The organism is Shewanella sp. SM23, from assembly GCF_025654295.1.
GTDB lineage: Bacteria > Pseudomonadota > Gammaproteobacteria > Enterobacterales > Shewanellaceae > Shewanella > Shewanella oncorhynchi.
Map to the genome: position 1 here is coordinate 19,473 of NZ_JAKKRM010000004.1, position 21,187 is coordinate 40,659.

At 45.6% G+C, this 21,187-nt stretch carries 15 protein-coding genes; 6 read left to right on the forward strand and 9 right to left on the reverse strand.

The features are described from left to right. Positions 1-124 precede the first annotated feature (124 nt). The 4 genes from L5L98_RS06550 (at position 125) to L5L98_RS06565 (ending at position 7,891) form a co-directional block, all read left to right on the forward strand. Complete coding sequence (locus L5L98_RS06550; protein WP_219250350.1) at positions 125-1,336, forward strand: efflux RND transporter periplasmic adaptor subunit; 1,212 nt, start codon at positions 125-127, stop codon at positions 1,334-1,336. Beyond that, positions 1,336-4,527 (forward strand): efflux RND transporter permease subunit, encoded by a 3,192-nt coding sequence (locus L5L98_RS06555; protein ID WP_263139474.1) that lies wholly within the window; start codon positions 1,336-1,338, stop codon positions 4,525-4,527. Before L5L98_RS06550 ends, L5L98_RS06555 begins: the two co-directional genes overlap by 1 nt. Before the next feature lie 228 nt (positions 4,528-4,755). Then, positions 4,756-5,463, forward strand: coding sequence for a TatD family nuclease-associated radical SAM protein (locus L5L98_RS06560; RefSeq protein WP_105250090.1), 708 nt, complete (start codon positions 4,756-4,758; stop codon positions 5,461-5,463). A 190-nt stretch (positions 5,464-5,653) separates the two neighbouring features. Continuing rightward, positions 5,654-7,891 (forward strand): PAS domain-containing protein, encoded by a 2,238-nt coding sequence (locus tag L5L98_RS06565; RefSeq protein WP_263139476.1) that lies wholly within the window; start codon positions 5,654-5,656, stop codon positions 7,889-7,891. On the opposite strand, the gene L5L98_RS06570 is transcribed toward L5L98_RS06565, so the two are convergent. From L5L98_RS06570 to L5L98_RS06580, 3 genes are all read right to left on the reverse strand, one after another. After that, positions 7,872-9,275, reverse strand: coding sequence for a hypothetical protein (locus tag L5L98_RS06570; RefSeq protein ID WP_028761621.1), 1,404 nt, complete (start codon positions 9,273-9,275; stop codon positions 7,872-7,874). The two genes, L5L98_RS06565 and L5L98_RS06570, sit on opposite strands and share 20 nt — an antisense overlap. A gap of 95 nt (positions 9,276-9,370) precedes the next feature. After that, on the reverse strand, positions 9,371-9,925 hold the full coding sequence (locus tag L5L98_RS06575) for a hypothetical protein (RefSeq protein ID WP_113939813.1): 555 nt from the start codon (positions 9,923-9,925) through the stop codon (positions 9,371-9,373). Then, complete coding sequence (locus L5L98_RS06580; RefSeq protein ID WP_105250092.1) at positions 9,918-10,667, reverse strand: transcriptional regulator; 750 nt, start codon at positions 10,665-10,667, stop codon at positions 9,918-9,920. Before L5L98_RS06580 ends, L5L98_RS06575 begins: the two co-directional genes overlap by 8 nt. Positions 10,668-11,096: 429 nt before the next feature. On the opposite strand from L5L98_RS06580, the gene L5L98_RS06585 reads away from it, so the two are divergent. Beyond that, complete coding sequence (locus L5L98_RS06585; protein ID WP_263139484.1) at positions 11,097-11,918, forward strand: cytochrome c3 family protein; 822 nt, start codon at positions 11,097-11,099, stop codon at positions 11,916-11,918. A 10-nt stretch (positions 11,919-11,928) separates the two neighbouring features. Further along, entirely contained in the window at positions 11,929-12,447 is a 519-nt protein-coding gene (locus L5L98_RS06590) for a hypothetical protein (RefSeq protein WP_105250094.1), read from the forward strand. Positions 12,448-12,628: 181 nt separating this feature from the next. On the opposite strand, the gene nhaD is transcribed toward L5L98_RS06590, so the two are convergent. From nhaD to tkt, 6 genes are all read right to left on the reverse strand, one after another. Continuing rightward, entirely contained in the window at positions 12,629-14,098 is a 1,470-nt protein-coding gene (nhaD, locus tag L5L98_RS06595; RefSeq protein WP_173246601.1) for a sodium:proton antiporter NhaD, read from the reverse strand. 232 nt (positions 14,099-14,330) lie between these two features. Beyond that, positions 14,331-15,068, reverse strand: a complete 738-nt coding sequence (locus L5L98_RS06600; RefSeq protein WP_212599762.1) for a YdiY family protein — start codon at positions 15,066-15,068, stop codon at positions 14,331-14,333. Between the two features lie 205 nt (positions 15,069-15,273). Then, positions 15,274-16,341, reverse strand: a complete 1,068-nt coding sequence (gene fba / locus L5L98_RS06605; protein WP_028761627.1) for a class II fructose-bisphosphate aldolase — start codon at positions 16,339-16,341, stop codon at positions 15,274-15,276. 223 nt (positions 16,342-16,564) lie between these two features. Next, complete coding sequence (locus L5L98_RS06610; RefSeq protein ID WP_168824858.1) at positions 16,565-17,740, reverse strand: phosphoglycerate kinase; 1,176 nt, start codon at positions 17,738-17,740, stop codon at positions 16,565-16,567. 135 nt (positions 17,741-17,875) lie between these two features. Further along, entirely contained in the window at positions 17,876-18,892 is a 1,017-nt protein-coding gene (gene epd / locus L5L98_RS06615) for an erythrose-4-phosphate dehydrogenase (RefSeq protein WP_263139493.1), read from the reverse strand. A 116-nt stretch (positions 18,893-19,008) separates the two neighbouring features. After that, the gene (gene tkt, locus L5L98_RS06620; protein WP_263139495.1) at positions 19,009-21,003 is read right to left on the reverse strand and encodes a transketolase; all 1,995 of its coding nucleotides are present in this window, start codon (positions 21,001-21,003) and stop codon (positions 19,009-19,011) included. Positions 21,004-21,187 lie beyond the last annotated feature (184 nt).

A 21,187-nucleotide genomic window follows, 5' to 3' on the forward strand; every position in this document is an offset into this window, starting at 1 on the left:
ACGATGCGCATATCTGTCACGGCATCACTTTTAGAAACATTTAATTTACAAAAATAAATTTATTGGCGTGGCCGACTCTGCTACTTTAACCCCATTACGCGATTAGCATGGATTTAACCATTATATGATGAAGACCCTACTGAGGAGACTGTCTCCTTTTCTTATTCTGCTGCTGTTTGTCTTTGGCGCAGCCTTATTAATGCAAACGAAGGAGGCGCCAGAACAAAAACCTGAAGAGATGCCCATTCCTATCGTTGATGTCACGCAAGTGACTCAGCAAACAGTATCGCTAAACTTACCTTCCTACGGCGTGGTTACCCCAAAGTATAAAACCCAACTCGTGACCGAAGTTCAAGGCAGAATGCTCACTATCTCCCCTCATTTTGTTGCAGGTGGCATAGTCAAGAAAGGCGACCAATTAGCACAAATCGAGCCCTCAGATTACGAGGCTGACTTAATGCAAGCCGAAGCGACGCTGGCCCAAGCCACCGCCGCACTGAACGAAGAAATAGCCCGTGGTGAAGTCGCTAAAATCGAATTCAAAGGCTACGACAAGGGCTTGCCCCCTGAGTTAGGTCTACGTATCCCGCAACTCAAAAAAGAACAAGCTAACGTAAAATATGCGCAGGCAGCACTGGCGCGAGCCCAACGTAACCTTGAGCGCACGGTTATTCGCGCGCCCTTTGATGGCATAATCAAAGTTAGAAATGTCGATTTAGGTCAATACGTTAGCTTAGGCACTAATCTAGGTGAGCTCTACGACACTCGCGTTGCCGAAATCCGCTTACCCATTTCTAATGATGATTTAGCCTATCTAGAGTCCGTCGATAATCCCGATACCCAAGTCACGCTTAGCGCCTCTTTGGCGGGCAAAGAAAATACTTGGGAAGGCAATATTATCCGCAGTGAAGGTGTTATCGATGCCGAAAATCGCATGGTGTATTTAGTCGCAGAAATCAAAGATCCCTATCTGCGCGCGAATAAAGAGCCAGGTAGCTTACCGCTTAAATACGGCAGCTTCGTCAATGCAGTCATCAAGGGCCGCACTGTCGATGGCATAGTCAAATTGCCCCGCCATGTGGTTCGTAACGACCAAGTCGCCCTAGTCAACGACAAAAATATCATTGAAATGCGCCAAGTAAATGTGGTTCGTAGTGATTTAGAGAATGTGTTCATCAAAGACAGTCTAAAAACGGGCGAACGCGTCGCTACGACCCACTTCAACAGTATGGCAAATGGGCAAATGGTTAAAATCTTAGGTGAAGCGGCATTGCCCACTGAGACACCAAAAGAAAAGACTCCTGAATCGAGTCTTGCGGCCGCTGGAGTCAAATAATGGACACTCAAAAAGGGATCTTAGCTTGGTTCGCCCGCAACAGTGTGGCCGCGAACTTATTAATGTGTGTTTTGCTCATCGGCGGCCTGTTCAGCAGTATTTTGATTAATAAAGAGGTTTTTCCTTCTTTCGAACTCAATTTATTAAATATTTCCGTCGCCTATCCAGGTGCGGCGCCACAGGAAATCGAAGAAGGCATCAATATCAAGATTGAAGAAGCCATCCAAGATATCAACGGCATCAAGAAAGTGACTTCTGTGGCTAGCGAAGGCGTTGGCTCGATTACCGTTGAAGTTGAAGACGGTTACGAAGTGCAGACCATTCTCGATGAAGCCAAACTGCGGTTAGATGCAATTTCAACCTTCCCAGTGAACATCGAAAAACCGAATATCTCACAAATCAAACCTGAGAATAACGTCATTTGGGTTTCTGTTTATGGCGATATGACACTCCACGATATGAAAGAATTGGCTAAATCGGTTCGTGACGATTTAACCCAACTCCCCGCTGTAACCCGTGCGAAAGTCACAGGGGTGCGCGATTATGAAATCGGTATTGAAGTTTCTGAGAATAAGTTACGAGAGTACGGCTTGACCTTCTCACAAGTCGCATTAGCAGTGCAAAACTCCTCCTTAGACTTACCAGGTGGCTCTATTCGTGCTCAAGATGGCGATATTCTATTGCGCACCAAAGGCCAAGCCTACACGGGCGATGACTTTGCCAATATAGTCGTCACAACTCGCGCAGACGGTAGCCGCGTGATGCTGCCGCAAGTGGCGACCATCAAAGATGATTTTGAAGAACGTTTGGAATATACCCGCTTTAACGGCAAGCCCGCTGCGATTATTGAAGTCACCAGCATTGATGATCAAAACGCCTTAGACATTGCAGACCAAGTCAAACAGTACGTCGAGCAGCGCCGCGCCACACTGCCAGCTAACGCTCAACTCGATACTTGGGGTGATATGACCCACTATCTCCAGGGCCGCTTAGACATGATGATGTCGAACATGTTTTACGGTGCCTTGTTGGTGTTTATCATCTTAGCTATGTTCCTCGATCTGAAGTTAGCATTTTGGGTCATGATGGGAATACCCGTGTGTTTCCTCGGCACTATGTTGGTCATGCCGCTCGAACCTTTCTCCATGACGATCAACATGTTGACCCTATTCGCTTTTATCTTAGTGCTCGGAATAGTGGTGGATGATGCCATTGTCATCGGCGAGAGTGCCTACACAGAGGTCGAACGCCACGGTCACTCGGTTGAGAACGTGATCCGCGGTGCGCAAAAAGTGGCGATGCCCGCAACCTTCGGGGTCTTAACCACAATTGCAGCCTTTATTCCCATGTTAATGGTTTCTGGCCCTATGGGGATTATCTGGAAATCCATCAGTATGGTGGTCATCCTCTGTTTAGCCTTCTCACTGGTAGAGTCTAAATTCATTCTGCCAGCGCATTTAGCGCACATGAAGTTTAAAAAACCTGGCGCACCAAAGGGATTCTTTGGCCACCTAAAAGCCAATTTTAACGACAGAGTGCAATACTTTATTCACCACAGTTATCGCAACTTCCTCGAGCGCTGTATCAAACACAGATACAACGTGGTCGCGGCCTTTATCGGTGTATTAATTCTGTCTATTGCCTTAGTCGCCAGTGGCAAAGTGCGCTGGGTATTTTTCCCAGACATTCCCTCAGACTTTATTCAAGTTGAACTTGAGATGGATGAAGGCAGCTCCGAAGGAAACACCTTAAAAGTAGTACAGAGCATAGAAGAAGCCCTGTACAAGATGAACGAAAAAATGGAGAAAGATAACGGTTATCAAGTGGTGAAGCACAGCTTTATCAATATGAGCTCCCGTACCTCTGCCTTTATTTTTGCCGAACTGACGAAAGGTGAAGACCGTGAAGTCGATGGCGTGACGATTGCTGCCGCGTGGCGTGAACAATTGCCTGAGCTTTTGTCGGTTAAAAAACTCAGCTTTAACGCGAGCACCAACGATGCCGGCGGCGATATTTCCTTCAGATTGACCTCGAGTGACCTCGATGAGCTGTCCGCAGCCTCTAAAGAGTTGAAGCAAAAACTCGCCAGCTATGAAGGCGTGTACGATATTGCCGACAACTTCTCCTCGGGCAGTCATGAAATTCGCCTGAAGATACGTCCAGAGGCTGAAGCCCTTGGCCTGACCCTTTCCGATTTAGCTCGCCAAGTACGTTATGGTTTCTACGGTTACGAAGCCCAACGTATTTTACGTAATAAAGAAGAAATCAAGGTGATGGTGCGCTACCCATTAGAGCAACGTCGTACTGTGGGTTATCTGGAAAATATGCTGATCCGCACGCCAACGGGCACTTCGGTTCCCTTCTCGACTGTGGCACAAATTGAAAAAGGTGAATCCTACGCCTCAATTACCCGTGTTGACGGCAAGCGAGCGATTACCATCACGGCAAATGCCAACAAAAACATCGTTGAACCTTCAAAAGTAGTGCAAGAAATCCAAAAAGATTACCTGCCACAATTGCAGGCCAAGTACCCTAAAATCCAAACTGCACTGGACGGTGGCAGTTTGGATGAACAGAATGCCATGGTCGGTTTAATGCAAGGCTTCTTCTTTGCACTGTTCACCATTTATGCCCTAATGGCCGTGCCACTTAAATCCTACAGTCAGCCGTTAATCATCATGTCTGTGATCCCCTTCGGGATTATCGGCGCTCTGTTTGGTCACTTAATTCAGGGACTCGCGATGAGCGTGTTAAGTCTCTGCGGCATAGTGGCATTAGCGGGAGTGGTGGTGAACGACTCCTTGATTTTGGTGGACTTTGTGAACCGTGCGCGGGAGCAGGGGCAGTCGGTCAGACAGGCGGCGGTCGATTCAGGCTGTTATCGTTTTAGGGCGATCATCCTGACGTCACTCACCACCTTCGTCGGCTTAGTGCCTATTATTCTCGAGCGTAGCTTACAGGCGCAAATAGTGATCCCTATGGCGACATCCCTCGCCTTCGGTATCCTGTTCTCGACCCTTGTGACGCTAATTTTAGTGCCCTTGCTGTACATCATACTCGACGACATTAAGCGCACTAGCAGCCGCTTCTTCCATTGGTGGTGGCAGCCTAAAAAAGACCATGAAGTGGACTTTACACCTGAGCATTTAGAGCCGCCGGTCCCCACTGGCTATAAAAAAGACTATCTATAGGAAGTTAACTAGAAGCAGTTAATCAATGTCTTGAACCTTAAAAAGAGAGCTTAGGCTCTCTTTTTAATCCTCTGTGCGAGTCAATAACCTCTCAATCATCTATGCCATTTTGAGTCTGCTGCGAGTGGCTTGAGCTTTCAAGTTGCGATCTAGTTGACAGTTATCGCATCAGGCTTTCGCTACACTGTGTTTAAGTCGTCAGCTATCGTTAAAATGAAACCCATCATTATGTCTGAGCATCTGCACAAGCAAAATATTGATAAACCACAAGTTGTCACCACAGAAACCCTAGCGAACGGTCACATAACAGATGAAGTTTGCACAAATGAAACCTGTGCGACTGAAACGCTTGTCTATGATATTCGTCGCAGTCGCTACCTTAATATTACGGGTCGCTGCACCCTGCGCTGCGCGTTTTGTCCAAAACATAATGGCAGTAAACAGATCCACGAATATCAACTGGCATTGTGTCACCAACCTAAGCCCGAAGAAATTATTCCACTGCTTGGCGATGTTAAAGACTTCGAAGAATATGTGTTTTGTGGCTATGGCGAACCGACCTTAAATCTTCCAACTTTGCTTGCGGTGGCGAAAGAAATTAAACAAAGAGGCGGGCGAGTACGCATTAATACCGATGGTTTAGGTAATTTAGTCCATAGGCGCAATATTTTGCCAGAACTGGCTAACTGCGTTGATAGTTTATCCATTTCCCTTAATGCGGATAATGAAGCCGCCTATATGGAACATTGTCGCCCCAAACTCGCTGGTTCCTATGCCGCCGTACATGCCTTCATCGCATTAGCGCCACACTATATTGAAACGGTACAAGTTTCGGCCATCGAAGGATTAGCGGGGGTTGATATCGACATCTGTCGTGAACAAGTTGAGTCCTACGGCTGCGAATTCAAGCATCGCATATTAGGTGCCTTAGGCTAAACGGCATTCTAATACAGCCAAAATCGACTCAAACACCCAAGCAGATAACACTGTCGATTACGTGAGTGGTACATGTGTGAATCGTCTTAACTTTTACTCAAGGAATCTTGCTGAGTAACTTGGCACTGTCGTAACAATTCTTTCGTGTTAACATAGCGAAATTAACAGTTCACCCACTCATAATCGGTTCATGCTGAAGAATAACCCAAGCACGTATCCCCTTGCGCCACTGCTCTCTTTAACTCAAGGGATCTATTGGTCGCATCAACGCTTACTCGCTATTGCAAGCCAGCTTTCTATGCTGGTGATTGGCATGATTATTTTAACTCACTTAATCATTACGTTAGGTGAACGACGCCTGCAAGAAGAGTGGGCAACGCAAAGATACAGTGAACTGCAAACCATAGGCTCATTGATCGCAGATAAAGTGTCTTTTCAGCAATTTCGAACCCAAATTTTCGCCAATGGGGAACTGCTAAAACAATACTTAAGCAATCCTACCGCCAAGCAACAACTTAAATTGCAGGAAAACTGGCAAGATCTAGTAAAACATATTCCTGAGTTACTCGGCATTGCACTGTACGATCCCCAAGGTAACTATAAATTCTCAACTCCCCCTAATTTCAATAAAGATGCCTTACCACCGACCTTACTTGGAGCGAGTCGGAGCATGGGTGGCAAAGAAGTTTATACCTCGCCACTGGAATTTGTTCCGATAGACGGCATGCTTGAACCTTATATGTATCAAATGGCGTGGCTCGAGAAGCCCGATCAGAGTTCTATCGGTTATCTGGTGACGTACAACTCTATGGTAAAAATGCTGGAGGCCATAAAACCAGCCTTTTCGAGCAATAAGTCCCCTATGTTAGTGCTGGATACTCAGGGATTACTCTATGCTGGCGCGAGCGATCTCGCCCCTCTAAGCAATATGCCAGAGACCTTAGGAGCAAGTTTAAGACAGAGCTATCCGGCCCTGTGGCGCGATATGTCCATGAGCAACTTTGGACAATTCCACGGTGAAGAAGCCACTTTTGTTTACCTTAAAATCGAACTCACAGCCCAACCTGAGACTCACAGAGAATATTTTTTACTCTCCTATGTGCGCAACTCAGACATAGCAGCTCGTTTCTCACAATGGCAAAACATTGTCATTGTGGCATCGTTAATATTAACGGTTTTAGCCGCTTGGGTTGTACTACTCAGCCACATGTATCGCTTACAACAGCGTTCACGCCAATACAGTATTGATGTTGCTAATGGCTTATTTAATAGTGACATCGGCTTTATGATGGTAAACGAAAATGCCAGAGTCATCAGCGCCAATACTAAAGCGGCACAAGCGACCTTAGTACCATTAGATGAACTGACAGACCGAAGCCTACAACGTACCTTATGCCTCGATGATAAAACCTACACGGAGTTAATGGAGCAGGTACATAAAACCGGTCAATGGTCTGGTGAAATCAGTCTAGAGAGTATCGATGGCCCCACGCTGCGGGTTCATATCCGCCAAGCACCAAGGGCGAGCCGAGGCTCACCACATCTATTAATCACCCTTGAGGACATCAGTGAGTTAATCAGCAGCAAACAAAATGCTTTTCTCAGTGAGCTTTTATGCGATAACACAGTCGCGACAGCCCTCACAGATGCTAACGGTAAACTGATTAAAATCAATCCTGTATTCGATGCGTTAATGCAACTCAATGGCGATTTAAATCAAGATTTAGCGTCATTACTCGCGAATGATTTAGGCAATCAATGGCAGAGGATCAGCGCTCAGATAGCCATGCAAGGTCAGTGGCAAGGGCAAATTCTATGCTCACCTAAACAGGCGCATTCCAATTGTTTGCAAGCCACATTGAAGGGCCATGTGGCCGCCGATGGTGAGATTGATTATATCGTCTGCACTTTAGAGCAAGCCGCCGAGCGTGGTCGAGGCACAGAGAAGCGTAACCTTGTGCCCCATCGCAGTACTATTCTGCTGAATTTGGCAGATTTAGAACGTTACTTTAACTCTCTGCCGCCACCAAGCCGTCTCAGTTCAAGCTTACTGTTAATGGATATCAATCCAGAGGGCATGCTAAGCCACATGAGTGATATCGACCAACTGGCAAATCGTCAGCAAGAAATAGAAGTGCAATTATTGCTTGAAATTCCAGCTAATTATCAAATTCTGCATTGGCAGCTAGGGAAGCTCATTGTGATGTTACCTGACACAGACGCCACCCATGCGCACAACTTTGCCCTCAATATGATGGAAAAGCTCAATGGTAATGGCTTAGGGGAAGGTATTAGTATTGGTATTGCGGGTTATCAAGAAGGCCAGACATTAGAGCAATATTTGAATAATGCCGAAGTCGCCCTAAAACGGGCGAAGCAAAATAACGATCAAAATATCGGTCAAGCCTTTACTCGTCATCAATCGTAGATTCGGGTGCATTAACTGAGTCAGGCAACTGACTCTGGGTAATTTCTATGATTGCCGAGCGGTTCATGGTGATTTTATAGCGGATATACTGCGGGGCTTCGCGCCCATCACGCAACACTAAAATCAGGTTGACTTGATAGCGCCGCTCAACCGATTCATAACTAATTTTGCCCTCAACTTCCTTATAAATCTTCGCTTTACCCCGTTCTAAATAACGGGCAAAAGGCACTAAGCTAAAGCTCACTTGCTCTTGAATAGTCGAATATCCCGCTTGGAATTCACTCTGATTCACCTTAGTGGCGATTTTATAGTGCAGAATTTCCGCATCGACCTTATTTTGGCTATGTCTGTGCTTTAGAATGTCACTGACTTTTTCAGGTAGATCTTGCTGACGCATAAACTCAAGCCATACCAACTGCTTAGCGATAACCGCCTGACTCGTAGTATCCCGTAAAATGCGGCTCCAACGTGGTCGACCCCGCTGAATAAATCGCCACATGGCATTGCGCACATCGTCCTTAAAGATTTCCCTGAAACCGTAGATCACGGCCAAGGTCAGCACTAGCGCAATAGTAAAACCACTAAAGGCGCCCTGCGCTTGAATTATCAACGCAGACACCACCAACATCACTAATGCGGTCGCCAGTCCTGTCGTAAACTTTTTAAGGCCAATTCCTAAAGGCTTTAACTCTTCTTTGAGTACCACACCTTGTTGGATTAAACGGCGCAACAACAACATCTTGTTAGAGATACGGTTAGGATCTTGCTTAGTTTGCGCTGAGTTGTACTTATGCTCATCACGATAGGCACATTCATTACGGCAGAGTGTGAGTACCCGCTCTAAAATATCGTTGAAATCACTGGTACGAGTGGCATAAGCGAGCACTTTGAGTAACTGCTGCTCACAAAACCAAGACAAGTAGTTATCAGCATTTTCAAAGTAAGATTTCCATTTGGGATCACCTGGTTCGTTACGACGAAACTTTTTCAGCAACTGGGCAATTTGTTCGCGTAATTCGTCGAGGGCAAAATAAAAATGGGTTACATCTGTGATTTGATTGAGTTCTTTAACATCGTTTTCAACCGCAACCGCAAACTGATAGGCGAAGAGATTTAGGTACAACCTGAACTCTTCAACAGTACGTCGATTTAAACTGGCAAAACGCCCCTGCACCAGAGGTAAGTGCAAGCCTTCTGAATAGTATGAGCGACGTCCAACTATTGAGCTGTAGTAGTATTCTTCTTCATTGAGCGTGCGCGAGCCTATGCCCATTTCCTTAGGTAAAAAGAAATAGAGATCGAGCTGACGATTATCGCCCTTTTCCATCTGATGGCTGAACTTAATCGACAGGGATTCTTCTTGCTTTACACGTATCTTAGACACAACACCCTTTTCATGACTCCCTCACAGGAGACTCACCACAGTAATCACAAATCAATGAGCACTAATCTTAACTGAAATAAACTCAAATTCACTGATTAAATTCGACTATTTACGATTCTGCATCCACAAATGGTATTGCTCGGCTGAAAAAGGACCACTGCATAATCTTTGGTGTCATCCATATCTAACACCTCGATACTGAGATTGTGCATTTCCGAGTCATTAAAATGTAAGCTGCTGATATAGGATAGATATTTCATATGTTCTGGCCAATTTTTTTGCTTTTCAATTTCAGATTCCGTTTTCGTTTTAACGGTAACTTTGTAGGTCATGCTATTGGCCTCAATACTGTCGACTTTGCCTTGCATTAAAATATTGCCCGCACTCGTACCGTCAATATTAAAGTAACGATAATTGATCTGCGTATTGTCAGCGGCAATCAAAACATCCACGAGTAGGTAAAATTTACCGTCACTGCTAACACTCGAGCTGCCGCTAGGATTGGCACTAGAATGGCGGTCGAATAATTCAGAGCTGCAATTTAAAATCATCGTCTGATTGGTAGCCGACTGTTTGTATATCACACCGCAGGCCATAATCAATGCCGACAAGATAACAATATTAATCGTCCACTTTAGCCATTTAGCCACAGATGTTAACCTCCTGCAGCCAAGCAGCATCGATGAAGGTTTTCGGTCGAGTGAAATCACTGATTTTAATATTACGGATCACTGACTGACCGAGTTTTTCGCCTCGAAAAGTAATATTAAGCACTTGTTTATCATGGGACAAAGAAGCATAAACATCAGCCCAATCACTTTGACCGCAGGCGATTAATCCTGCACTTAAGCGCTCACCTAATTCGAAGAGTAAAGTGTTATTAGTATTGGAATCAGCAAATAAGTGTAATCGTACTTGCTGGCCAGAAGCCAAAGGTAATATTGAGGTCATAAGTGCTTGGGTTGGCTTGCTGTGATCCGTATGATTCAAATAAAACACCGAAAACGCTAACATAAACCCGAATAATACTAAGGCACTCCACAAAGGCACTGTATGCAATCTGAGGTAATTAACACCTCTAAACTCAGTCCCATTAGATGGTTGAAGTAAATAACCTTGGCCTTTCACGGTTTCAATCAAGCCCTCATATTGAGGTCCAAGAAAGCTGCGAAGCATAAAGACAGCACGGGCCACAGAGGTATCCGTTAGCGGCGGATGCTTTCCATCCCCCGTTTTCAGCATATGCTTAGAAACCAACTTACCTTGATGCTCAACAAGCAAATTAAGCACTTGTAACTCGGCTCGAGGAAGATGCCAAGATTCATCGCGAGACAACTCAATCAGTATGCCTCGTTCCCGATCAAACCTGCAGTCTCCCAATTGCATCAACATCCACTCAACTCCATAAAAACACAAAGTTAAGTCTATGCAAACTAACTAATGATTAATGTGATCTTGCTAACCCAAGTCAGCAAATAGTTAATTTTCGTGAGACGACCCCCAAGTTCAGCGCTATTAGGCAAAAACATGCGTTAACTCACAGGAATAAATGCCATTTAGCACATGGGAAATTCGGCATAAATTTACATAAATATAATAAATATCGGGACGATGAGCACCTTGCAATCTGTTTAGTTAATTAAAATGCAGAATTTAAGTCGGTTAATTCTATTTTAGTGACGCTATTTACCGCTCATGTAAAAGGCAAATATCCTCCGGCATAAATCACAATATTTATCTCAAGCATGCTTAGAATTTACGCCATCAATTTATCTTGAGCATTTGATAAATAGAAGTAATCCTACATAGAGGAAATACATAATGAGCATAAATAGACGTCAAGCATTAACCCGTATTATTGGTTTTAGCACCGCTGCTGCAGGTGCAACACTCATGGGGACATCGGTTCTCGCGGCAACGAATGCCGATGGTCAATATCAATTAGCGATAGGTGAAAAACTTAAATACGTTCCACTTGATGCAATGGCAACAGCAAAACTGGCCTATGAAACGGGTGGTGGTTGTATGCACCAAGTTTTTCATGCCGTTGTGACTATGCTAGCCCAATCTAATAGTGCCGATGCAGACAAGTTCAAAACAATTCCAACGGCATTAGCCGCCTATGGTTTTGCAGGGGTAACGGGTCAAGGCACACTCTGCGGTAATCTTAATGCGATAGGCATGTTAGTGAATATTTTAGATGACATTAATGGTCACAATAACGCCGTAATAGCCAATACCTTCCGCTACTACGAAAATACAACGCTCCCTTTATCTTCACCTGAATTTGTTACTGGTATTGGCTCGACAGCAGAAAAAACGGCTCTTGTGGGCAGTTCATCAAAAGCCAAGAGCGTGTTATGCCACTCATCTATCAGTAACTGGTCAAAGGCTTCTGGCTTACCATTCGCGAAAAAAGGTGAACGCTGTTACCGCTTATCCGCGTCTATGGCTTATTACTTAGTCGATGTATTAAATCGTGCCTATCAAGGGGAGAATATCGGCGCCCTTGTTGGTAGTAAACCAACACCAGATGCACAAGATTGCCAAACTTGTCACGGTAGTACTAGCACACTAGGCTCAGCGGCAAGTGTAAAAACAGACATGGAATGCACCACTTGCCATACAGGGCATTTCAATTAAGGAGACTGTGATGAAATACCCATTACTCACATTGACCCTCGCGACATTAATGCTCGTAGGATGTGGCAGTGACAGCAATAACACTGAGCCTGAAACGCCGCAGCCACCTCCCGTCGAAAATGCAGTAAACATTGATGAAGCAACGCAAATAAATCTCAAGCTTGAGCAATTTGACTCGAGTACAGGGACAATTCAATTTTCACTGACGGATGCGCAACAAGAAGCGATCACTGCGGCGAAAACCTATGATATTTACTATTTTGGGTTCCCCGACAAAGCCAAGGAATCCTCGAATCCGAAGGCATGGAAACACTGGCATGTTACCCAAAATTATCGTTGCCAAAGTCTTGGAGAATGCAGCGGTAAATTAACCGAAGTCACAAGCGGTCAATACCAATTTGAGATAGCAGGCTTAGATTGGGCTCAGCAGGATCCAAGTGGTTCAGTGGCACAAATTAAAGTCGCGATTCAGATCTACGGCGCAAAAGCCAATAACGAGCTGGATTTAATTCAAGTGCTACCGCAATAATCCTTCCAATGACATATCCAAACAAATAGAGGCATCCATCGGATGCCTCTATTTTATTCATTGATATCTAGACGTTATGCGATTGAATTTTGTTAGATCGATGTTGTTCGCTAAATAATTCGCTACAAAACGACTCACAAACGTCAATACAGCCCAAAAGATGAATGATCAGTACTTTTATTTAGAACATCGCAGCATTGAGCCACATATGTACTAAAATGCTCGCGATATAACCCAGCGCAATGACAGGTGTCCAACGCAAATGGGCACCAAAGGTGTAAATCCCCCTAGCTTGTCCCATTAACGCGACCCCTGCAGCACTGCCAATTGACAATAAACTGCCCCCAACTCCTGCGGTTAACGTTACCAGTAACCATTGGCCTAAGGCCATCTCAGGGTTCATCGTCAACACAGCAAACATCACCGGAATATTATCAACAACCGAAGACAACAGACCGATAGCCACGTTGGCATAGGTCGTATCCCAATTGGAATACAAAGCCTCAGATACTAAGCTCAAGTACCCCATAAAGCCAAGGCCACCCACACATAGCACTACACCATAAAAGAACAACAGGGTATCCCATTCAGCGCGGGAGATCCTGCTAAACACATCGAAGGGCACCACACTACCAAGCTGCTGAAGACGCTGCTCGTCCTGACGCAATTCAGCCTTTGCACGTTCGCGGGCAACGGAACGATTGAAGGTTTTACGCAGATAAAAACCAAAGAATTGTAAGAAACCTAATCCCGTCATCATACCCAATACAGGTGGCATACCTAAGAAGGAATGAGCACACACTGCCGTAGCGATTGTGAGTAAAAACAACGCAACAATTCGCTTAGCACCCGGCTTAGTATAAACATGCTCTTTTTCTGGCTCTGGCACGAAATGTGGGATAAACACACTCATAATGGCAGCGGGTAATGCAAAGTTCACTAAAGCAGGAATAAACAGATGGAAGAAATCGCTAAAGTGCACTAATCCTTTTTGCCACACCATTAAGGTCGTGATATCACCAAACGGGCTAAACGCGCCACCCGCATTAGCCGCAACAACAATGTTGATACAGGCTAGGGTGATAAACTTGCGTTGCCCTGCCCCCACCTTCATCACCACGGCACACATCAATAGCGCAGTCGTTAAATTATCTGCCACGGGTGAGATAAAGAACGCCATAAACCCCGTCAACCAAAATACGGTTCTTAGACTAAACCCACGGCCGACAAGCCAACCACGAATGGCATCAAACAAATTTCGCTCTTCCATAGCATTGATATAAGTCATCGCCACGAGTAAGAAGAGTAGAAGCTCCGCATATTCAAGCAAGTTATGTTTGAATGCCGCTTCCGACACTTCAGACATACCATTTTGTACATACACAAAACCTATCATGCCCCAGATAATCCCTGCCGCGACCAGCACAGGTTTCGACTTGCGTAAATGTAACGACTCCTCAGCCATCACCATTATGTATGCAAGTACAAACACAAAGACGGCAACATAACCCACACTCGAGGCGGTTAAATTAAGCCGTTCTATCCCTTCTGTCATAGCCCATGCTGCAGGTGAGAATCCGCTCAATATTGCAACGCAGAATAGACTCCATAACGCCATTCCACTGCCTTTAAACAACCGCTGTAATTTCATTAAAGTTCATCTCTACGTAGGAAATTAGTCGAAAATTACCATAGCTTCGGCATAGTAAATGTTGATAAAACGCAACTTTCTATGCATTACCCTATAACCAAAGGCGTTTAAAACATTAATTTTTGTATAACTACAGCGATAACTAATAAAGAAACATTTAACTTAGTCTAAAAAGAGCCAATAAAAAAGCACCTCAAAGGTGCTTTTTAGTTTCTAAATCAGTGTCACAGTATTAGAAGGAATATAACAAGGTCATATTGGTTTCTGTATCTGTACTTTTCTTATTATCCAACGGCTCGCTGTTGTAGCGCACAATAATGGCAAACTTCATTGCTAATGCGCCGATAATATTCGCCGTTAACGAAGTTTCAGAGCGGGCATCGAGCTTATCACCGTAATCTGCAACGAAACGTTGTTGGAATTTAGAGGTGTCAGTGATTTCGGTTTCAAAGTTGATCACGCCGTGAGCGACGACGCTGTCATTGGTGTCATGGCCTTCGATAAGTGCTTGCTCTGTATCAAGACGCTGATAGATATAACCTGGACCGACTTCGACATCTAAAAAGGTCTTACTAGTATCATAGAATCTATAACCATAACCCGCTGCACCAGATAGTGTGTAATCATAACCTGTGAACGGATCAACTTCATAATTACCGTTAGCAAACAAGTAGCTACGATCTGTCATCTTGTAGTTACCTTGTGCGCCCGCTAAATAGCGTTTCGCGGTAACAGAACCTGTATCCTCTTTATATAAACCTTCGAGTAAGTACTGATTCTCCCAATCGCCAAGCTCATGCTTAAGATTTAAACGTCCTTTGAATGATGAGGTTTCAGTGTTACCTGTGGTTAAGGTTGCACCAAGCTCAGCTTCACCTGCGAATGTCTCATCGCCTTTTACAAAATCGGCCCCAGCTATCGCCATAAAAGGTGCAGCCATTAATAGTGCTGCGGTCAGTACTTTCTTCATGTTTATCCGTTCCTGTTCCGTTAAATCCAATCCCTATAAATATCTGTTCGTCCCAGCGATGCTGAATAAGCACATATTAATAAGGGTTAGTATTTTCCCCTGAAAATCTGCGCGATATTAACATTTACGATTAAAAAATGAAAATTGCAGCTATTTTAAGTATAAAAAAACCCGCTTTAGCGGGTTTTTATCTCAGTGATAACGCTTACATATTGATCTTAGGATCTAACGCGCCAGACTGATACGCTTTATACATTGCTTGTAAAGACAATGGCTTAATCTTAGATGCTTGACCTGCACAGCCGAAAGCTTCATAGCGAACCGTACAGATATCGGCCATGGCTTCCATTGATGCTTTCAGGAATTTACGTGGATCAAATTCACTTGGGTGTTCAGCTAGGAATTTACGAACGGCACCCGTTGATGCTAAACGTAAGTCGGTATCAATGTTGACTTTACGTACACCGTGTTTGATACCTTCTACGATTTCTTCTAATGGCACACCGTAGGTTTCTGGGATCTGACCACCATATTGGTTGATGATCTTTAGCCACTCTTGTGGCACAGAAGATGAACCGTGCATCACTAAGTGAGTGTTAGGAATACGCGCATGAATTTCTTTGATGCGGTCGATACGCAGTACATCGCCCGTCGGTTTACGACTGAACTTATATGCACCATGGCTAGTACCGATAGCAATCGCGAGTGCATCAACATGGGTATCGGCAACGAAACGCGCCGCTTCTTCAGGGCTAGTCAACATTTGATCGTGACTTAAAATACCTGATGCACCAACACCATCTTCTTCGCCAGCTTGGCCAGTTTCTAAGCTGCCTAAACAGCCGATTTCACCTTCAACTGACACACCACACGCATGGGCAAATGCCACTGTACGACGGGTAACATCAACGTTGTACTCGTACGATGCAGGCGTTTTGCCGTCAGCCATCAAAGAGCCGTCCATCATGACTGATGACATGCCTAATTGGATAGAACGCTGACAAATATCAGGATCGGTACCGTGGTCTTGGTGAATACACACAGGAATATCTGGGTACTGCTCAAGAGCCGCTGCCATCAAATATTTTAAGAACTGTGGGCGAGCGTATTTACGCGCGCCAGCAGAAGCTTGCACTATCACAGGGCTGTCTGTTGCTTCAGCGGCCTGCATGATGGCACGCATCTGCTCTAAGTTGTTAACGTTAAACGCAGGCACACCGTATCCATGTTCTGCTGCGTGATCAAGTAGTTGTCGTAGGGAAATTAACGCCATTTTTTAACTCCAATAATAGGGTGATATCTATCACCGAGGTCGCTATCGTTTGGATGGATTTTTATACCCGCATTCAACTCTGTACCTTAAATAAACAACTTAAATTAAGTACCTTAGATGAATACGGGCGGTTTTTTTATAATTTTTTACTTTTTATCAAAGCTTTGATGTTATCAGAGCTTATCGCGGCGTCTTATGCGCCGCGTTTTTTAAAACTTAATGATTAAGCGCCGCGCTTTTCTAACATAGCCACAGCCGGTAATTCTTTACCTTCGAGGAACTCGAGGAAAGCACCGCCGCCAGTCGAAATGTAAGACACTTTATCGGCAATACCGTACTTATCAACCGCAGCCAAAGTGTCACCACCACCAGCGATAGAGAACGCTTTTGAATCAGCAATCGCTTGGGCGATACGCTTAGTACCTTCACCGAATTGGTCGAATTCGAACACGCCCACAGGGCCGTTCCACACGATAGTGCCAGCAGATTCGATGATTTTAGCCAGTGCTTCAGCGCTATCTGGACCAATATCGAAAATCATTTCACCATCAGCGACTTCGCTAACCGATTTTAACGTTGCCGCTGCTGTTGGGCTAAACTCGCCCGCAACGACCACATCGGTCGGCACAGGAATATCGGCGCCACGGCTCTTAGCATTAGCCACTAAACGCTTAGCTTCGTCGATCAAATCCGCTTCATACAGCGATTTACCGACATTGTAGCCCGCCGCCGCAATGAAAGTATTGGCAATACCGCCGCCAACCACTAACTGATCGACTATGCCTGAAAGACTTTCTAGCACGGTCAGCTTAGTCGACACTTTAGAGCCACCGACAATCGCCACCATAGGACGCGCAGGATTATCTAATGCCTTGCCTAAGGCATCTAATTCTTGTGCCAGTAATGGACCGGCACAGGCGATTGGGGCAAACATGCCCACGCCATGGGTCGATGCTTGGGCACGATGTGCTGTACCGAAGGCGTCCATCACATAGACATCACACAGCGCCGCCATTTTTTTCGATAAGGCTTCGTTGTTCTTGCCTTCACCCACGTTGAAACGCACGTTTTCGAACACAACCACTTCACCCACGGCAACGTCAACGCCATCTAAATAGTCGGTCGCTAAACGCACAGGACAAGACAGGGCTTTTGCCAAATAATCGACCACAGGTTGCATAGAATATTCAGCATTGTATTCGCCTTCGGTCGGACGACCTAAATGCGACATCACCATCACAGCCGCACCTTTTTCAAGGGCCAACTCGATAGTCGGTAGAGAGGCGCGCAGACGTGCATCACTGGTGACGACGCCATTGCTGACAGGGACATTAAGATCTTCGCGGATAAGCACGCGCTTACCTTGTAGATCCAGATCTGACATATTGATAATTGCCATGGTAACGCTTCCTTTTATAATCAAAAAACAAACTGTTTCACACTATAGCCGGTATGAATTGACTGCCGCTCGGCGCTCGACATCCCGTCGAATTGGCATAAATTCAGTGACCCACAAGTGAATAATCTACTTTTATCAGCCTCGCTTGGCCGCGATCATCGCCAAACTCGTATCTAACATACGATTGGCAAAACCCCACTCGTTATCGCACCACAGGAGTAACTTCACCAACTGACCGGCGCTCACGCGGGTCTGGGTACCATCAACAATACTGGAGCGCGGATCATGGTTGAAATCACATGAGACTAAGGGCTCATCAGTATAGCCTAAGATGCCGTTAAATCGCCCATTGGCGGCTGATTCCAGCACCTGATTGACTGTGGCAATATCGACGGTTTTTTCTAAGGTCACGGACAAATCGATGGCGGTCACGTTGATGGTGGGCACGCGCACCGAAATCGCTTCAAACTTATTTTTCATGTGCGGCAAGATCCGCTCAATACCGCGGGCAAGCTTAGTGTCCACAGGAATAATCGATTGACCAGCAGCGCGGGTTCGACGCAAATCATCATGGTAAGCATCAATCACTTGCTGATCGTTCATTGCAGAATGGATAGTGGTAATGGCACCGCTTTTAACGCCGAAGTGGCGATCGAGTACGTCGATCACAGGTACGATACAGTTAGTTGTACAAGAAGCGTTGGACACCACTGTGTGTTCGGCGCGGAGTAAATCGTGGTTTACACCATAAACAATTGTGCCGTCGACATCGGCTGAGGACGGATGGCTTATCAGCACTTGTTTAGCGCCAGCATGAATATGGGCTTCGCAGCTTTGACGATCGAGCAATACGCCTGTGGCTTCATAGACAATATCTATGTCCATCTCGTGCCAAGGGAGTTTTGCCGGATCGGGCTCGTGGAGAATTTTTATCGCATCGTCGCCAATCAGCATGTGATCATCGACGAGCTTCACTTTGTGCGCAAACCGACCGTGGGTGGTGTCGTACTGGGTCAGATGAATAATGGCTTCAGGTTTAGCTAATTCATTAATCGCGACAATCTGCATTTGCTGCCGTTTTCCAGACTCATATAAAGCTCGGAGAATAGAGCGGCCGATACGGCCATAACCATTGATAGCGACTCGGATCATTGAGGTCTCAATTTCCTCTTAATACAAAAACGGCCTGCAAACGATTGCAGGCCGCATTATACAGATTAACACTTAAAAAGTTTAACCTTTTGTATTGAATCTAATCCCTTGAGCCATTAGCCCAATGATTTTGCAGCATTCAGCACATTTTCAACGGTGAAACCGAAGTGATTCAATAGCACGTTACCCGGCGCAGACTCACCAAATGTGGTCATGCCCACAACTGTGCCTTCAAACCCGACGTACTTGTACCAGAAATCGGTATGCGCCGCTTCGATAGCCACACGTTTAGTCACAGCACGTGGTAATACAGATTCTTTATACGCGGCATCTTGCTTATCGAACTCAGTTGTCGATGGCATAGAGACGACGCGAACGTGTTTACCTTGCTCAGTCAGTGCAGCAGCTGCATCCATTGCCAATTGTACTTCGCTACCAGTTGCGATCAGGATCAGTTCTGGTGTACCCGCACAGTCTTGCAGTACATAAGCACCTTTAGCCACATTAGCTAATTGCTCAGCGGTACGCGCTTGCGCTTTCAGGTTTTGACGGCTGAAGATCAGTGACGTAGGTGCATTACGGCGCTCAATCGCAGCTTTCCAAGAAACTGCCGTTTCTGCCGCATCACATGGACGCCATACGGCCATATTTGGCGTCATACGCAGGTTAGCTAATTGCTCAACTGGTTGATGCGTTGGGCCATCTTCACCTTGACCGATAGAGTCATGGGTATAAACGAAGATGTTTTGAATACCCATCAGCGCCGACATACGCACTGCGTTACGAGCATATTCCATGAACATCATGAACGTTGCGCCGTAGTTGATGAAACCACCATGCAGCGAAGCACCGTTCATAATGCCACTCATGCCGAATTCACGCACGCCGTAGTAAATGTAGTTACCAGCTGGGTCGTCTTGAATACCTTTAGAACCTGACCACAGTGTCAAGTTAGAACCCGCTAAATCAGCAGAGCCGCCTAACAGTTCAGGCAACATAGCGCCAAATGCACCAATAGCATTTTGTGAGGCTTTACGGCTCGCAATGCCTTCGGCTTTGTCTTGTGATGCTTGTACGAATGCCTGCGCTTTTTCTTCGAAATCAGCCGGTAATTCACCTTTTAGAACGCGACGCTCATATTCAGCAGCCAGTTCTGGGTGAGCAGCGCGATATGCTGCAAACTTCTCGTTCCACGCTGCTTCACGGGCCGCACCGGCTTCTTTGGCATCCCAACCGGCATAAACGTCAGCAGGGATTTCAAATGGTGCATGTGGCCAGCCAAGGAATTCACGGGCGGCTGCGATTTCTGCATCGCCTAGTGGCGCGCCGTGACAATCGTGGCTGCCAGATTTGTTGGGGGAACCAAAACCGATAATGGTTTTGCAGCAAATCATTGTTGGTTTATCAGTCACCGCTTTCGCCGCTTCGATAGCAGCACGGATTGCCGCGCTATCGTGACCGTCAACACCGGTAATCACATGCCAGCCGTAAGCTTCAAAACGTTTTGGCGTATCATCGGTAAACCAGCCTTCAACATGGCCATCGATAGAAATACCGTTATCATCCCAAAATGCGACCAGTTTACCTAAACCTAAAGTACCGGCTAATGAACAGGCTTCGTGGGAAATACCTTCCATCAAACAGCCATCGCCGAGGAAGCAGTAAGTATAGTGATCAACGATATCGTGACCATCACGGTTAAACTGTGCCGCTAAGGTTTTCTCAGCAATCGCCATACCGACAGCGTTGCTGATGCCCGCACCGAGTGGACCCGTTGTGGTTTCAACACCTGGTGTGTAACCGTATTCTGGGTGACCCGGTGTTTTAGAATGCAATTGACGGAACTGTTTTAGCTCTTCAATTGGTAATTCATAACCAGTCAGGTGAAGTAAAGAGTAAATCAGCATTGAACCGTGACCGTTAGAGAGGATAAAACGATCTCTATCTACCCATTTCGGATTGTTCGGGTTGTGCTTAAGGAAATCATTCCACAGCACTTCAGCAATATCTGCCATACCCATTGGGGCGCCGGGATGGCCTGAATTTGCTTTTTGAACTGCATCCATACTTAACGCACGGATTGCGTTTGCGAGTACTTTACGGGAAGACATGCTCTCTCCTGCTTGTTTGTGGGGTCTAGCGGGCAATTTGGATGCATATTTTCCCCTACATGCCAGTGTGACGCAAACTAAAATTACCATTCACTCAGCAAAAGATGGGCGAATATGTACCCAAACAACCTGAAGATGCAGGATTCAGGTCGCTTGGGTATACAAGTCGCAGAAACAAGCCAGT

Bases quoted from the DNA above. Each gene is read 5' to 3' on its own strand.
- L5L98_RS06550 (WP_219250350.1), top strand. From the start codon at position 125: ATGATGAAGACCCTACTGAGGAGACTGTCTCCTTTTCTTATTCTGCTG.
- L5L98_RS06555 (WP_263139474.1), top strand. From the start codon at position 1,336: ATGGACACTCAAAAAGGGATCTTAGCTTGGTTCGCCCGCAACAGTGTG.
- L5L98_RS06560 (WP_105250090.1), top strand. From the start codon at position 4,756: ATGTCTGAGCATCTGCACAAGCAAAATATTGATAAACCACAAGTTGTC.
- L5L98_RS06565 (WP_263139476.1), top strand. From the start codon at position 5,654: ATGCTGAAGAATAACCCAAGCACGTATCCCCTTGCGCCACTGCTCTCT.
- L5L98_RS06580 (WP_105250092.1), bottom strand. From the start codon at position 10,667: ATGTTGATGCAATTGGGAGACTGCAGGTTTGATCGGGAACGAGGCATA.
- L5L98_RS06585 (WP_263139484.1), top strand. From the start codon at position 11,097: ATGAGCATAAATAGACGTCAAGCATTAACCCGTATTATTGGTTTTAGC.
- L5L98_RS06590 (WP_105250094.1), top strand. From the start codon at position 11,929: ATGAAATACCCATTACTCACATTGACCCTCGCGACATTAATGCTCGTA.
- nhaD (WP_173246601.1), bottom strand. From the start codon at position 14,098: ATGAAATTACAGCGGTTGTTTAAAGGCAGTGGAATGGCGTTATGGAGT.
- L5L98_RS06600 (WP_212599762.1), bottom strand. From the start codon at position 15,068: ATGAAGAAAGTACTGACCGCAGCACTATTAATGGCTGCACCTTTTATG.
- fba (WP_028761627.1), bottom strand. From the start codon at position 16,341: ATGGCGTTAATTTCCCTACGACAACTACTTGATCACGCAGCAGAACAT.
- L5L98_RS06610 (WP_168824858.1), bottom strand. From the start codon at position 17,740: ATGGCAATTATCAATATGTCAGATCTGGATCTACAAGGTAAGCGCGTG.
- epd (WP_263139493.1), bottom strand. From the start codon at position 18,892: ATGATCCGAGTCGCTATCAATGGTTATGGCCGTATCGGCCGCTCTATT.
- tkt (WP_263139495.1), bottom strand. From the start codon at position 21,003: ATGTCTTCCCGTAAAGTACTCGCAAACGCAATCCGTGCGTTAAGTATG.